The 12,480-nt window shown below is 69.1% G+C and carries 14 protein-coding genes and 1 pseudogene; 5 read left to right on the top strand and 10 right to left on the bottom strand.

Going from position 1 to position 12,480, the window contains the following annotated elements; translation table 11 throughout:
* Nucleotides 1-1,437, top strand: a 1,437-nt coding sequence (locus G6031_RS11340; RefSeq protein ID WP_182653315.1) for a glycoside hydrolase family 3 C-terminal domain-containing protein, incomplete at its 5' end; no start/stop codon positions are given.
* Nucleotide 1,438: 1 nt separating this feature from the next.
* On the opposite strand, the gene G6031_RS11335 is transcribed toward G6031_RS11340, so the two are convergent.
* From G6031_RS11335 to G6031_RS11300, 8 genes are all read right to left on the bottom strand, one after another.
* Complete coding sequence (locus G6031_RS11335) at nucleotides 1,439-2,020, bottom strand: dihydrofolate reductase family protein (RefSeq protein WP_182653314.1); 582 nt, start codon at nucleotides 2,018-2,020, stop codon at nucleotides 1,439-1,441.
* 108 nt (nucleotides 2,021-2,128) lie between these two features.
* Complete coding sequence (locus G6031_RS11330) at nucleotides 2,129-2,701, bottom strand: GNAT family N-acetyltransferase (protein ID WP_182653316.1); 573 nt, start codon at nucleotides 2,699-2,701, stop codon at nucleotides 2,129-2,131.
* Between the two features lie 165 nt (nucleotides 2,702-2,866).
* On the bottom strand, nucleotides 2,867-3,643 hold the full coding sequence (erm, locus tag G6031_RS11325) for a 23S ribosomal RNA methyltransferase Erm (RefSeq protein ID WP_182617290.1): 777 nt from the start codon (nucleotides 3,641-3,643) through the stop codon (nucleotides 2,867-2,869).
* A gap of 184 nt (nucleotides 3,644-3,827) precedes the next feature.
* A complete protein-coding gene (locus tag G6031_RS11320) occupies nucleotides 3,828-4,385 on the bottom strand; it encodes a TetR/AcrR family transcriptional regulator (protein WP_182653313.1) in 558 nt (185 codons plus the stop codon).
* A 20-nt stretch (nucleotides 4,386-4,405) separates the two neighbouring features.
* The gene (locus G6031_RS11315) at nucleotides 4,406-5,734 is read right to left on the bottom strand and encodes a lipase family protein (protein WP_182653312.1); all 1,329 of its coding nucleotides are present in this window, start codon (nucleotides 5,732-5,734) and stop codon (nucleotides 4,406-4,408) included.
* 24 nt (nucleotides 5,735-5,758) lie between these two features.
* A complete protein-coding gene (locus G6031_RS11310; RefSeq protein ID WP_182653311.1) occupies nucleotides 5,759-7,369 on the bottom strand; it encodes a GMC oxidoreductase in 1,611 nt (536 codons plus the stop codon).
* A 155-nt stretch (nucleotides 7,370-7,524) separates the two neighbouring features.
* On the bottom strand, nucleotides 7,525-8,412 hold the full coding sequence (locus tag G6031_RS11305) for a dihydrodipicolinate synthase family protein (protein WP_182653310.1): 888 nt from the start codon (nucleotides 8,410-8,412) through the stop codon (nucleotides 7,525-7,527).
* Between the two features lie 9 nt (nucleotides 8,413-8,421).
* Nucleotides 8,422-8,814, bottom strand: coding sequence for a helix-turn-helix domain-containing protein (locus G6031_RS11300; RefSeq protein ID WP_182640614.1), 393 nt, complete (start codon nucleotides 8,812-8,814; stop codon nucleotides 8,422-8,424).
* A gap of 124 nt (nucleotides 8,815-8,938) precedes the next feature.
* On the opposite strand from G6031_RS11300, the gene G6031_RS11295 reads away from it, so the two are divergent.
* The gene (locus G6031_RS11295) at nucleotides 8,939-9,793 is read left to right on the top strand and encodes an NAD(P)H-binding protein (RefSeq protein ID WP_182653309.1); all 855 of its coding nucleotides are present in this window, start codon (nucleotides 8,939-8,941) and stop codon (nucleotides 9,791-9,793) included.
* Nucleotides 9,794-9,877: 84 nt separating this feature from the next.
* Here G6031_RS11295 and G6031_RS11290 read toward each other — a convergent pair whose 3' ends face one another.
* Nucleotides 9,878-10,342: a DUF1801 domain-containing protein gene (locus G6031_RS11290; protein ID WP_182640612.1), complete on the bottom strand. Its 465-nt coding sequence runs from the start codon at nucleotides 10,340-10,342 to the stop codon at nucleotides 9,878-9,880.
* Nucleotides 10,343-10,371: 29 nt separating this feature from the next.
* Between G6031_RS11290 and G6031_RS11285 the strand changes: the two are divergent.
* The 3 genes and pseudogenes from G6031_RS11285 to G6031_RS11275 form a co-directional block, all read left to right on the top strand.
* Nucleotides 10,372-10,575, top strand: a pseudogene (locus tag G6031_RS11285) (VOC family protein); the annotation flags it as partial.
* A 204-nt stretch (nucleotides 10,576-10,779) separates the two neighbouring features.
* Nucleotides 10,780-11,403, top strand: a complete 624-nt coding sequence (locus G6031_RS11280; RefSeq protein WP_182653308.1) for a class I SAM-dependent methyltransferase — start codon at nucleotides 10,780-10,782, stop codon at nucleotides 11,401-11,403.
* A 94-nt stretch (nucleotides 11,404-11,497) separates the two neighbouring features.
* Nucleotides 11,498-11,932 (top strand): DUF6653 family protein, encoded by a 435-nt coding sequence (locus G6031_RS11275; RefSeq protein WP_182653307.1) that lies wholly within the window; start codon nucleotides 11,498-11,500, stop codon nucleotides 11,930-11,932.
* Nucleotides 11,933-11,951: 19 nt separating this feature from the next.
* Here G6031_RS11275 and G6031_RS11270 read toward each other — a convergent pair whose 3' ends face one another.
* Entirely contained in the window at nucleotides 11,952-12,281 is a 330-nt protein-coding gene (locus tag G6031_RS11270) for a hypothetical protein (RefSeq protein WP_182653306.1), read from the bottom strand.
* Between the last annotated feature and the right edge of the window lie 199 nt (nucleotides 12,282-12,480).

Here is a 12,480-nt window from a genome sequence, read left to right as displayed (position 1 = left end):
ACGGCCGTGGCACGCCTGGCGGTACGGGCCCGGAACGGGCGACAGGCGGTGCGCGCCGACGCAGGGCATCGCGCGGCACCGGTGGACCACGCCGCCCACCACGACCTCGCGCGGGAGGCGGCGGAGTCCTCGATCGTGCTGCTGGCCAACGACGGCGGCCTCCTTCCCCTCTCACCGGGCACCGGGGTCGCGGTGATCGGCAGCTTCGCCCGCGAGCCGCGCTTCCAGGGAGGCGGCAGCTCGCACGTCACCCCCACGCGGGTCGATGTGCCACTGACGGAGATCAGGCGAATAGCCGGGGACGCCCGGGTCACCCATGCCACGGGCGTCGGGGGTGGTGACGACGACGAGGACCTGCTCCTCGCCGAGGCGGTGGCAATCGCGTCCGATGCCGAGGTGGCCGTCCTCATGCTCGGTCTGACCGACGACCAGGAGTCCGAGGGCGTCGACCGGCAGCACATCGATCTGCCGGAAGACCAGCTCCGCCTCCTCGAGGCGGTCGCCGCGGTGCAGGACCGGATCGTGGTGATCCTGTCGGCCGGCTCCGTGGTGGACCTGTCCCCGGTGGTTCCCCACGCGACGGCGATCGTGTCCGGGGCGCTGCTGGGACAGGGCGGAGGCCGGGCGCTCGCGCGGGTGCTCTACGGCCACGCCACCCCGTCCGGACGGCTGGCCGAGACCGTCCCGCTGCGGATCGAGGACGTCCCCAGCTGGGGCAACTTCCCCGCCGAGGACTCACACGTCCGGTACGGGGAGGGCATCTTCGTCGGCTACCGCGGGTACGACCACAGGCGGCGGGAGGTGCGGTTCCCCTTCGGACACGGCCTGTCCTACACGTCCTTCGACTACCGGGCCCTGACGGTCGTGGCCGGGTACAACGGGTGGACGGCACGGGTCGAGGTCCACAACACCGGGTCGTACCGGGGCCGCGAGGTCGTCCAGATCTACGCCTCGCTGCCGGCCTCGGTGCGCAGGCGGGCGCCACGGGAGCTCGTGGGATTCGGCCATATCGAGCTCGATCCCGGACAGAGCGGACAGCTCGAGGTGGTGATCGAACGCCGGGACCTGGCGTACTGGGACGAGCCCGCCGGGTGCTGGCTGGTGGAGGGTGGCGAGTACGTCTTCGCGGCCGCGGCCTCCAGCCGGGACCTCCGGATCGAGGTCTCCGTGCCGATCGACGGGGACCCGCGCCCGGTCCGGATCGACCTCGACTCCACGATCTCCGAGGCGATGGCGGACCCCGACGCCCGGTTGATCCTCGACGAGGTGTTCCGCCCGCTCGCGGCGAACGCCGGTGAGGCGAGCGGCGCCGTGGGAGCCTCGATCGAGCAGCTGGTGGGCTCGATCCCCGTGGGCCGGATGCTCTCCGGGTTTCTGGGGATGGACCGGGAGTCGGTGGCGGGTATCGCCGAGCAGCTCGCCCGGATCCACCGGTGAGCTAGCTGCTCCGCTCGGTATCTCGACGTCTGTAGTGCAGGAGGGCGGCCCCGTTGTCGAAGACACGGTGTTCCACCAGCTCCAGGTCGAGCTCGGCACCCGGAGGTAGCGCGCGCAGGCCGCCACCCACCACCCTCGGGACGATGAAGAACCTGAACTGGTCGACCATCCCGGCACTGATCGCCTCGCTCGCCGTGGTGGGTCCGAAGATCTCGACCTCACCCTCGGCGTCGTCGACGATCTGCTGAAGACGGGTGAGGTCGAGGCGCGGCAGAAGGCGGTCCCGGTCGGACACGAGGTCCGCCTCGGTCATCGTCGAGGACACCGCGATGCGCGTCAGGTCCTTCCAGCGGCGAGCGAACTCGTGCTCGTCGGGGCTCCACGACTCGTCGTCGGGAGGAGTCTCCCAGTAGGTCATCAACTGGTAGGTGTTCCGCCCCAGGACCTCGTGCGACACCGAGGTCATGCGTTCCACGTGAAACCTGAACAGGTCCCCGCCGGGCGCGGTCCAGTCGAAGTCGCCGTTCGCGTCGGCGGCATAGCCGTCCAGCGAGATGGTCGCGGTGTAGCCCAGCGTCCCCATGGTCGTCCTCCGCTGCTCGCGAGGTGGCGGTAGCGAGAAGCCTATCGCCGCGCCGCGGGCTCTCGCACCCTTTCCCCTGACCGCGCAGCTGGGTGGCGATTGTGGGCGTCAGTCAAGTTGACGACGCATGACGATCCGGGGGAAGCCCCCCGCCACCGACGTCGTGGCGGCGACCTTGACGAATCCCGCCTGCTCGAACAGGGAGCGGAACCCCACGAACGCCATCGTCAGGTTGACCTTCTCCGCACCGTTGTCCACGGGTACCGCCTCGACGGCGGGTGCGCCGTGGTCGCGCGCGAACCCGACCGCACCCTCGACCAGCTCCCGCGCCACTCCCTGCCCCCGATACCCGGGGCGGACCCGGATGCAGAAGATCGACCACACAGGTTGAGCGTCGACGGTCGGCACCACTCGTGATCGCGCGATCGGCAGGTCGCGGCGCGGAGCGACTCCCGCCCACCCCACGGGTTCCGGCCCGAGGTAGGCGAGCACGCCCGGTGCGGTGTCCCGCCCGCACAGGTCGCGGACGTACTCGCCCCGGGCGGGACCCGTCAGCGAGGTGTTGGTCTTGGAGTCCAGTCGGTGGCTGAGGCACCAGCACACCGAGGCGTCCGGGTTCTTCTTCGGCCCCAGGAGAACAGCCACGTCGTCGAACCGGTCAGCCGGCCGCACCTCGATCATCGCCACGCCACCACTGCAGAAGGTGTCATAGGGTCCATCCTTGCCCGAGGTGCCCGGTCGGCGGGCCGGAAGGAGCACACCGCCCCGCACAGCCCCGCACAGCCCCGCGCCGCGGTGACGGGCACCGAGTCGGGGGCTGGGGTCCGGAGCAGATCGGCACCCGCCTCACTTCTGACGCCCCAGTGCCGCGTACAACGCGACCCAGTCCTGCGCGGTGAGATCCCTGGGCAGGGCATCCGGCGCGACGCCCGCCCGGGCGATGACCCCGCGGACAGCAGATCTGCGCCGCGGGTGCACCACGGTGGCCAGGATCGCGGCGATGCCCCGTCCGCGTCCGGTGAAGACGTCGTGCACGAACCGTCGGTAAGCACCACGGTCCTGGTCCGCGAGAAGAGGACGAGGCCTCCGGTACAGGACGAGCAGTGCTCCGTCGACGGCCGGCTCCGGCCGGAAGGCGCGGCGGGACACCCGGCGATGCAGGGTGAACTCGATCCACGGCCACCACTGCGCGGTCATCATGGTCGCGCCCCCGACGCCTGCTCGTCGACGCGCGACCTCCCACTGGACCACCAGGACGGCCGTTGTCGTGGACGGGGAATGGAGCAGTTTGCGCAGGATCGAGGTGGTGAGGTGGAACGGGAGGTTGCCCACCACCACATGGGGAGTCGTCGGCAACGGCCACCGCACGAAGTCCGCGTGAACCAGCTCAACGTCTGTAGCGAGCGAACCCTGGAGATGCTCGACTGTCCGGGAATCGATCTCCACCGCCGTCAGTGGGCGATCCAGGGACTGCAACGGGGTGGTCAGTGCACCCCTCCCGGGCCCGATCTCGATGATCGGCCCCGAGGTCTCGTCGACGATGTCGATGATCTCGTCGATGACGGTGGTGTCGGTGAGGAAGTTCTGGCCGTGCTCGTGCCGGCCGCCCCGATAGGTGGGCATGTGTAGACGCTCCGGATGAAGAGAGTGCGCCCGGGCATGCAGAAGCGCCGCCCGGCTGGACCGCGGAGCGGCGGAAGCGTCCTACAGGAGGGAATCCGCCGCTAGAAGCGACGGTCCCGAATCAATGTGGTGAAGCAGGCCATGACGGGGAGTGTATCGGACCCTCCGGGCGTGGTCCTCGCCATCACTCCGGGTGGAGCGGTTTCAGGACGGGTGCCATCCACCCGGCGATGAACGCGCGCAGCTCGGCGTCGGGACGGGAGGCAGGGTCATCAAGGCAGAGCACCGACCAGCCCACGTGCACGGCGATGTCGGCCAGGTTCTCGACCCGGCCCTCGAGTTCGGGGAAGCGGGCGACGGCGGGAGAGAGCAGTGCCACCGCGTAGTCGTGTGCGCGGCGAGCTGCTCCCGGGTCGAAGATCGGGTTGGCCGTTCCGGAGAGCGTGAGCTCCCGGAGCAGGGGATCGCCGAGGACGTGGTGGCGCGCCTGGATCATCATCTCGACGAACAGGTCCAGTGGCGTTTCGGTCGACTCCATGAGTTCGGCGAACGCCCCGGTCAGCGAGGTGAGCCGGTCGGAAACCGCCTGCGACACCAGCTCCTCCCGGGTACCGAAGATCGAATGGACGGTCTGACGACTCACTCCCGCACGCCTGGCCACTCCGGCGACGTTCACGGCGGTGAAGCCCGACTCCCCGATCACGGCTCGGGTGGCCTCGAGGATGATCTCCCGGGATCGCACCCGACCATTATCTGCCAGCGTCACGCGATGCTGCAGCCGAACCTCCCCCCGCCGTCAAGAGTGGAGATCAGCCAGGGGGTCACCTCGTCGTGGATCATCGTGTCGTGGATGAGCGGGCCGAAGTGGTCCGGGAGCGTCCAGCCGGGCGCCAGGGCGGGCACTGGGGTGGAGCGGAACGTCACGTCGCCGCCGGCAGCGCACCAGTCGTCGGCGAGGGCGCGGGCCTGGCCGTAGGGAACGGTGTCGTCGTTCGGTGAGGACGTGATGAGTACCGGCGCGGTGGGGGTCAGCCGGCCGAGCTTCTGGTCGTCGAGCACCGCTCGCGCCAAGGGGTCGCCGGCGATCCACTGTTCGAGGCTGCGCCCGTCAACGGTGAGGTCGGAGGTCCGCAGAAAGGGACTCGAGAATAAGACGTCTGCGATGCACTTGGTCTCCAGCGAGGCCAAGGTGGCGCGACCGTGATCGGAGAGGGCGGCGCCGACGAGTGTGCGCAGCTCAGGGTAGCGATCGACCATCCCGTTGACGGACCATCCGATCACTCCGCCGATCAGGGTTCCGTCGATCTGCCGTAGTACCTGTTGGAGGTCGGCCACCGGCGCCCCCGCCCAGGCGCCGCGCAGGTCGAGTTCGGGCGCGTAGGTGGGATGTAGTTCCGCGGCCGCGGCGGTGGCGCCGCCGCCCTGTGAATAGCCCGCCAGAAGTAGAGGCGAGCTGGCACCTGCGAGGGCGCGGGCGGCGCGAGCAGCATCGAGCACGGCACGACCGGTTTCGACCCGGTCGACGTAGCTGTGGATTCGGGGGGTGCCCAGGCCGATGTAGTCGGTCACCACCACGCGCGCTCCCATCGCGTGCCATTTCGCGGCCGAGACGAGTTCCTGGTTCGCGGAGAGGAACGGGTCGGGATCAACTCCCGCCCACAGCCCACTGGGCGCGGCGAGCGAGATGGCGCAGTGGTTGCCCTGGCCGGTGGTGCCCGGGGCGATGACGACGGTCGGCCGTTCGCCGGGCCCTCGCCACGGCCCTGATTCCTCGATCACCATTGCAGTGACAGCGGCGGGGGCGTCGTGGACATCGCGGGAGGTGAACATCATCCGCGTCGCCGCAGCGGGCCAGGCGCCGTCCGCCCCGGGAAGAGTGGCCGGGATGGTGACGGACTGGGTACGGACCACCGCGCCGGGCTGCGCCGGTAGGTCGGCCGGCGGCTCGTAGAACGGATCGGCGACCATGTCGGACGTGTGCGCGTGGGTGTCCGCGGAACCGAGCGGGTCGGCGTGCGCGACGGGCGAAATCCCGAGCCCGACGACGACGAGGGCAGCAGTGGCGGTGGCGAAGGCTCTGAGTCGACGCATGTCGGCCTTTCTCTGGGTTCGCATCTAGAAGAGGTGGCCGACGTCGTGCCTGACGATCCTGTCGAGTGCGCGTTCGGCGATGGCGGCGATGGTGAGCGACGGGTTGCAGGCGGCCGTAGTGCCGGGGATGAGGGCACCGTCGATCACGTACAGGCCCCGCTGGCCCATCACGCGTCCCTCCAGGTCGCAGACCTGGTTCATGGCGGCTCCGCCGAGGGGGTGCCAGGTGGAGTTGAGGATCTCATTGGTGTCGGTGAGGTGACCGGACTCTCCGACGATCGCCCGCGCGGTACGCGAGATGTGCTGGCGGACGATGTGACCGTCACCTCCGGCGGGCCACTGGATGACTCCGCGGTCCTGGGCGGGGTCGTACACGATCCGGCCCCGGTCGGCGCTCACGCCGTACCCCACCAGCACGGTGCTGTGGATCGGCACCCCGACGGAGGGCAGCGAGGCCTGGATGACCGTGTGAGCCGAGGCCGGGTCCTGCCAGTTGAGGCTGCCGTAGACCACAGGACCTCCCTGTACTGCCGGGAACCCGGCGGCCGGATCGGTCCAGATGTAGATCCGATCGGCGTTGGTGCCCCACCCTTCGCCGATCGCGTCGGGCAGGTCGGTCACCGCACCGTTCGCCTCGGCCCGGCCGAGGAGGGTGGTGGTGTTGACGGACCCGGCGGCGAGGATCAGCGCCGGTGCACGCAGGGTGAGCGTCTTGAGAACGTGTCCTGCGACGTCGAGCACATGTACGTCGAGTTCCCAGGAGCCGTCCGGTGCGCGGCGCATCGCGCGGACATCGTGCAGCGGCCGCACCTCGACCAGTCCGGTCGCCTCCGCCTGAGCGAGGTAGGTGACATCGACCGAGTTCTTGCCCCCGTTGTTGACGCCCAGGGAGCTGTCCCCGTTGGTGAACGACGGCCTCATCTCACCCCGCAGTTCGGCCAGGGCATAGTCCCAGTCGATCGGCATGGGGATCTTGCTGACCGGCAGGCCGGAGTCCCGGGCTCGCTGGGCGAAATGCCGTGAGGCCGCGTACTGGGGCGAGTCGATGAGCGCGTCGGGCGCCTCGGCGAGCCGGAGCATCCGGGCAACGCGGGGGAAGTACTCCCGGTCCATCTCGGACCAGTTGATGGCGCCCGGGAACCAGTCGGAGAAGAGCTCCTCGGTGGGCTGAAGTGACATGCCCTGGTAGATCAGTGATCCGCCGCCCACCCCGGTGGGCAGGACCGCCGTCATGTTCTCGCCCACCGAGGCCTCGAGCAGGCCGGTGTAGCGGGGCAGGTCGACCGGGCGACCGAACACCTCCGCGGCGCCGCCGAACCACACCGCGCGCTCATCGGGCGAGGTCGCACTGGGGAAGGTGTCGGAGTTCGGACCGGCCGGCCAGCGCCGTCCGCGTTCGAGGACCACGACGGGCACTCCCGCCTGGGCCAGTCGCAGGGCTGAGACGCCGCCGCCGAACCCGCTGCCCACCACCAGGACGCGGTGCTCCTCGACCTCGTGGGGAATCCGTCCGGTGGCGGACGCGGAGCTGGCGGCGTCACCCGCCCGGGCCGTCGTGGAGTGCACGGTCGCCGCCGCTGCAATACCGGCCGCGGCCACCGAACCGAGAAAGCCCCGGCGTGAGAGTACGTGCATTGGTCCCTCGAGTTCTCATCGGAAGTGACGGGCGCCACTCACCCCGGGAAAACTAGACACTTGCTCTCAACCTGTCAAGATGTTCGCCATGGCGCTCGGAGCCCGAGTAGCTCCCTTGCACTGGCTGGGCTATCGGTCGGACGGAATCGTCGTCGTCACCGGACCGCGGTGAGACGTGGCAGCAACGCCTGGAGTTCGGCTATCGCGGCATCGGCGAGCGGACGCACGGGACGGCGCACCGGGACCGTGTCCGCCATCCCGAGGAGGACCGCGAGGTGGGCGGCCACCCGGTAGCTGCCGTACCGGGCGAACAGTTCCCACAACGGTGCGAGCGGAGCCGCGATCGCGTCCGCTTCCGCCCTGTCACCGCGCTGGGCCGCACGCGTCAGAGCTACGGCAGACTCGGGCAGAGTGCCGCCGATAACGGAATACCACACGTCAGCGCCACCGAGCAGCGCGTCACCGGCGAAGGCGTCACCGCTGACTCCCATCGTCACGTCATCGGGCACTGCCTGCCGGAGGACGCCCAGCCGATCGGTGAACGCCGGCACCGGGGCGCCGGGCAGCTTGATCGATCGCACCTGCGGGAGCGCGGCGATGCGCTCGTGCATTGAATCGGTGAACGTGACGTGCGTCGTGCCGGGGTTGTCGTACACGCAGATCGGCACCGATGACCGCGCGGCGACGTCCTCGAAGAACCCGACCACTTCCTCGTCCGTCAGCGGTTGATAGGTCATCACCGAGACCAACAGGCCGGACGCGCCCGCCGCCTGCGCGGCATCGACGTTGCGCAGCACGCCGGACAACGTCAGTGCCCCGACTCCGATGATCACCGGCACGTCGCCCGCGGCCGACACCACCGCCCGCGCCGCCTGCGCCCGTTCTGCCGTGGAGAGATACGGGTACGACCCGGTGGACCCGAGCGCCCCGATCGAATCGACGCCCGCCCCCACCAGCCGCTCGACGATTCGGGACAGCCTGCCGGAGTCCACACCACTATCACTGAGAGGAGTAACCGGGAACGCGCTCAAGCCAGTGAACATGGCTCCACGCTAATCAGCGGGGCGAGTGGCGGCGGGCGCCGAACCGAGTGCTCTGTTCGAGACGAAGATCATCAGGTCGACGAGTCGCTCGGTGAGCTCGACGCCGTCCGGAGTGAGCGAGTACTCGACGTGGGGCGGCACGACCGGCCTGGCATCCCGGTGGACGTATCCGTCTGCCTCGAGGGTGCGGAGGGTCTGGGACAACATCTTGTCCGTGATACCGGAGGCCCGGTGGCGCAGCTCGTTCCAGCGCAGCGGCTCGCCGTCGGAGAGCGCGGCCAGCAGCAACGGCGCCCACCTGCTGGTCACCCGGGTCAGCGCCTCACGGGTCGGGCAGTTCTCGGTATAGACGCCCTCGCCGAAGGCTGCGGCCAGCCGGAGCGACGTCTCACTAACTTTCATATCAGTACCTTACGTCAAGGTGGGTACACGCGATCGGAAACAGTCTGGCGCAAGCGGTGGTTAGTAGTCGTGTCAGACAGTTGACGTCCATCGGTCGACAGACCCAGTACCCAGGAGATACATCGTGACCTACCTCGTGACCGGCGCCGCCGGACACCTCGGAGCCCTCGCCGTCGAGTCGTTGCTCGACCGGGGCGTCGCTCCCGGCGACATCGTCGCCACCGCCCGCGACACCGACCGACTGGGCGCCGTCGCGGCACGTGGTGTGGTGACCCGCCGCCTCGACTACGACGACGTGCCGTCCGTGGACGCCGCGCTGGACGGTGTCGACCGACTGCTGCTGGTCTCGTCCAGCGAGATCGGCCGGCGGGCCGCTCAGCATCGCACCGTGATCGAGGCCGCGGCCCGTCACGGTGTGGAGCTGGTCGCCTACACCAGCGTTCTCCACGCGGACTCCACCTCGTTGGGGCTCGCCCCTGAGCACCGGCAGACAGAGCAGGCCCTCGCAGAGGTGGGGATCCCGCATGTCCTGCTGCGCAACGGCTGGTACCTGGAGAACTACACCGAACAGATCCCCACCCACCTGGCGCACGGTGTGCTCGGTGCGGCCGGATCGGGCCAGATCAGCGGCGCCAATCGCGCCGACTACGCCGAGGCCGCCGCGGCCGCTCTGGTCGCCGACGACAGCGCCGGCAGGACCTACGAGCTGGCCGGCGACACGAGTTTCACGATGGCCGAGTACGCCGCCACCCTGTCCGAGCAGGCGGGCCGACCCGTGTCCTACACCGACCTGCCCCAGTCCGAGTACGCGGCGGCCCTGGTCGGTGCCGGGCTGCCGGCCCCCGTCGTCGAGACTCTCGCCGACATCGACCGGGCCGTCGCCGCCGGTGAGCTCCACGACGACTCCCGCTCCTTGAGCGCCCTCATCGGCCGTCCCACGACGACGCTCGCCGAGGCCGTCAGAGCCGCGCTGGCCTGACCCCCACCCTTCCGGGTCCCGGGCCATCTGGTCTCCAGCTGGTCCGGGCCCCGGCGGGGAACGAGAAGTGCTGTCGCCGAGCGGCTATGCCGAGTTGTCACCCGCCGCCCGGCGCACTATCTCGCCGAGCTGCTCCCACGCCTTCTCGGTCGGGTCGATCAGGGCGTACGCGGTCGGCCAGAGCCCGCTCTCGTCGTCGAGGGCGGCCTGAGCACTCACACCGAAAGTGGAGTACCTCTCCTTGTCCATCTGCCCGCTGCGGAAGAAGACCACCACCTTCCCGGCCCTGGCGTACCCGGGTTGCCCGTAGTACAGCTTCGGTGACAGGTCCGGCGCGATGGTGGCGACCATCTGGTGCAGTCGCTCGGCCATCTGCCGGTCGCCGTCGGGCATCTCCTCGATCCTGGCCAGAAGTGCCGCCTCGTCCGCAGCGGCCTTCTCCGCGCCCTTCGCGCGCTTGGCCTCCGCCTTCAGCTCTGCGGCGCGCTCCTTCATCGCCGCACGTTCCTGGGCGGAGAACTCCCCCGCCGCGTCATCTCTCTTCGTCATCAGTTCCTCCCGGTGACCGATCGTCGACTGTCTCCGACGCTAACCGGGAGATCATCGCCGAGGGCGTCTACGGCGCGGTCACTCTGGGGACCGACGACCTGGACGGGCTGTTCGAACGCCTGGACGCCGCCGGCGCCGACATCGTCCAGGAACCCACAGACCAGGACTACGGGGTGCGCGACTGCGCCTTACGCGATCCCTCGGGGAACCTCATCCGGGCCAATCAGCTCTGACTGCAGACCAGGGGACGATCGAGTTGCCCGGTGTAGTGTCCGCGCACCTGGGGTCACCATGCGGTTAAGCGTGGCGCGACACACCGGCGTTCTAGCGGCGACCACGCCCGAGCACGTACCTTGCCCCCATCAGCCGGTGCATTGAGGAGGAAGGTGGAGGAGCACGTGGAGTCCGACAACAGGCCTGGTACTCGCCGACCCCGCATGAACGGGCAGTCACACGCACCAGGCAACGCGGACACGGTGCACTCCGCCTACTCCGCCCGCGCACACGAGTACATCGACCTACTCGGTGACATCGACACCACAGCACCTGAGGACCGCAAGTTGGTCACCCGCTGGGCTCGCGACTGCACGGGTCGCGTCGTCGACATCGGGTGCGGTCCAGGCCACTGGACCGCTTACCTCTCCGACGCCGGCGTCACAGCCGAGGGAATCGACCCGGTCCCGGAGTTCGTGGACCACGCACAGCGCACCTACCCGCAGGTGCAGTTCCGTCAGGGGACAGTTGACGATCTGGGCGACCTGCCGGCCACCTTGGGTGGGGTCTTCTCCTGGTACTCACTGATCCACCTCGACCCCGGAGACGTCCCCGAGGCACTGGCGACGATGCGAGCGTCACTGGCACCGGGCGGTCGCCTCCTCCTTGCGTTCTTCGACGGAGACAAAGTCGAGGAGTTTCCCCACGCTGTGGCGCCTGCCTTCTCCTGGCCCCTGACCACGATGATCGACACCGTTCGCCGTGCAGGGTTCGCAGTCACCCATCGGGAGCATCGACACGATCCCGGTCATCGGCCCCACGCCGCGCTACTCGCCTACCGAGACTAGGACCCCGACGGTGTGCGCGATCTCGCCGTCGCCCATCCGGAGGAGAGTCGTGATTCAGTAGCCGCTCCGGCGACCGAGGTGCAAGGCTGGATTCGTGGCTTCCGAGGACGGCTTCTACGCTCGCATGTTCCGGCGGCACGCTCATCCGGTCAGTGCATGGTCGAGGCTCCTGAGCGCACCACTGCTGCTGGTCCCCCTGTGGACTCGCCTCTGGTGGTGGTACGTGCCGATCGGCGCGTGGTTTGCACTCAACCCGGTGATGACCCCGCCGGCTCACGACATGTCGTCATTTGCGACACGGGCGATCCTGGGCGAAGAGTCCTGGTCTCGGGACCCCAAGTCCGAGCCGATGGTGCTTGCCCTGACCGGCATGGCCAGTACATCGCTCGTGTGCGCCATGGTGGCCAGCTATGAGCACAGGAAGTCCGGCGCGGTCGCCTGCACCGGGATCTTCGTGACGCTCACGTTGTGGCAATGGAGGCTGTGGGCGGACCGATTCGCGCGCGAAGAACCTCGGACTGAGTACTGATCCCAATCGCTCCCGCGGCTTAGTCCAGCACGTGCCGATTTGTTCGGGCGAGCACCTTGGCGAAACCTGCCAAGTACTCCCTGCTGCGTCGCGCTGCCTGCTGTTCCACGAGCTCGTCGGCAAGCACCTTCGGCACCGAGGATGAGTCGACGGCGAGGTGTTCGAGCGCCACACCCGCGGCGACGGACTGCCCTTCGTAGAAGGCCAGGTCGGGGAGGATCACCTCAAGGGCTCGCGACAGCTCGCCGGCAGCGCGCTCTTCGATCATCGTGGTGACGGACGCCCGATACTGCTCGAAACGGTCCTGTGCCTCTTCGAGATCCCGTCGCAGGAGAGCTGGGTCAAGCATCGGCGCGAGCCTCGGTGCCGGCAGTAGTCACGAGCGCGCCGGTCGCGTGGTTGACGACCATCTCCAGGTTCACAGTGCCACTCTAAGCCCCCTCGAGTGACGCTGTTCGAGCCACCATCGCGCTCATACGGCGTCAGACTGATTCGACCCGACGGGTGTTTGGGACGCCTTTCGGAAAGCGCGGTTCTGATGATCGGGT

The sequence above is a fragment of the Dietzia sp. CQ4 genome (assembly GCF_014145125.1).
Classification (GTDB): domain Bacteria; phylum Actinomycetota; class Actinomycetes; order Mycobacteriales; family Mycobacteriaceae; genus Dietzia; species Dietzia natronolimnaea.
Note: the sequence above shows the minus strand (reverse complement) of the source record. Positions and strands in the feature narration are given on the sequence as shown.

Excerpts from the sequence above, each read along its gene's own strand:
- G6031_RS11315 (WP_182653312.1), bottom strand. The coding sequence starts at position 5,734 with ATGCGTCGACTCAGAGCCTTCGCCACCGCCACTGCTGCCCTCGTCGTC.
- G6031_RS11310 (WP_182653311.1), bottom strand. The coding sequence starts at position 7,369 with ATGCACGTACTCTCACGCCGGGGCTTTCTCGGTTCGGTGGCCGCGGCC.
- G6031_RS11300 (WP_182640614.1), bottom strand. The coding sequence starts at position 8,814 with ATGAAAGTTAGTGAGACGTCGCTCCGGCTGGCCGCAGCCTTCGGCGAG.
- G6031_RS11270 (WP_182653306.1), bottom strand. The coding sequence starts at position 12,281 with ATGCTTGACCCAGCTCTCCTGCGACGGGATCTCGAAGAGGCACAGGAC.
- G6031_RS11305 (WP_182653310.1), bottom strand. The coding sequence starts at position 8,412 with ATGTTCACTGGCTTGAGCGCGTTCCCGGTTACTCCTCTCAGTGATAGT.
- G6031_RS11280 (WP_182653308.1), top strand. The coding sequence starts at position 10,780 with ATGAACGGGCAGTCACACGCACCAGGCAACGCGGACACGGTGCACTCC.
- G6031_RS11290 (WP_182640612.1), bottom strand. The coding sequence starts at position 10,342 with ATGACGAAGAGAGATGACGCGGCGGGGGAGTTCTCCGCCCAGGAACGT.
- G6031_RS11335 (WP_182653314.1), bottom strand. The coding sequence starts at position 2,020 with ATGGGGACGCTGGGCTACACCGCGACCATCTCGCTGGACGGCTATGCC.
- G6031_RS11330 (WP_182653316.1), bottom strand. The coding sequence starts at position 2,701 with ATGATCGAGGTGCGGCCGGCTGACCGGTTCGACGACGTGGCTGTTCTC.
- erm (WP_182617290.1), bottom strand. The coding sequence starts at position 3,643 with ATGCCCACCTATCGGGGCGGCCGGCACGAGCACGGCCAGAACTTCCTC.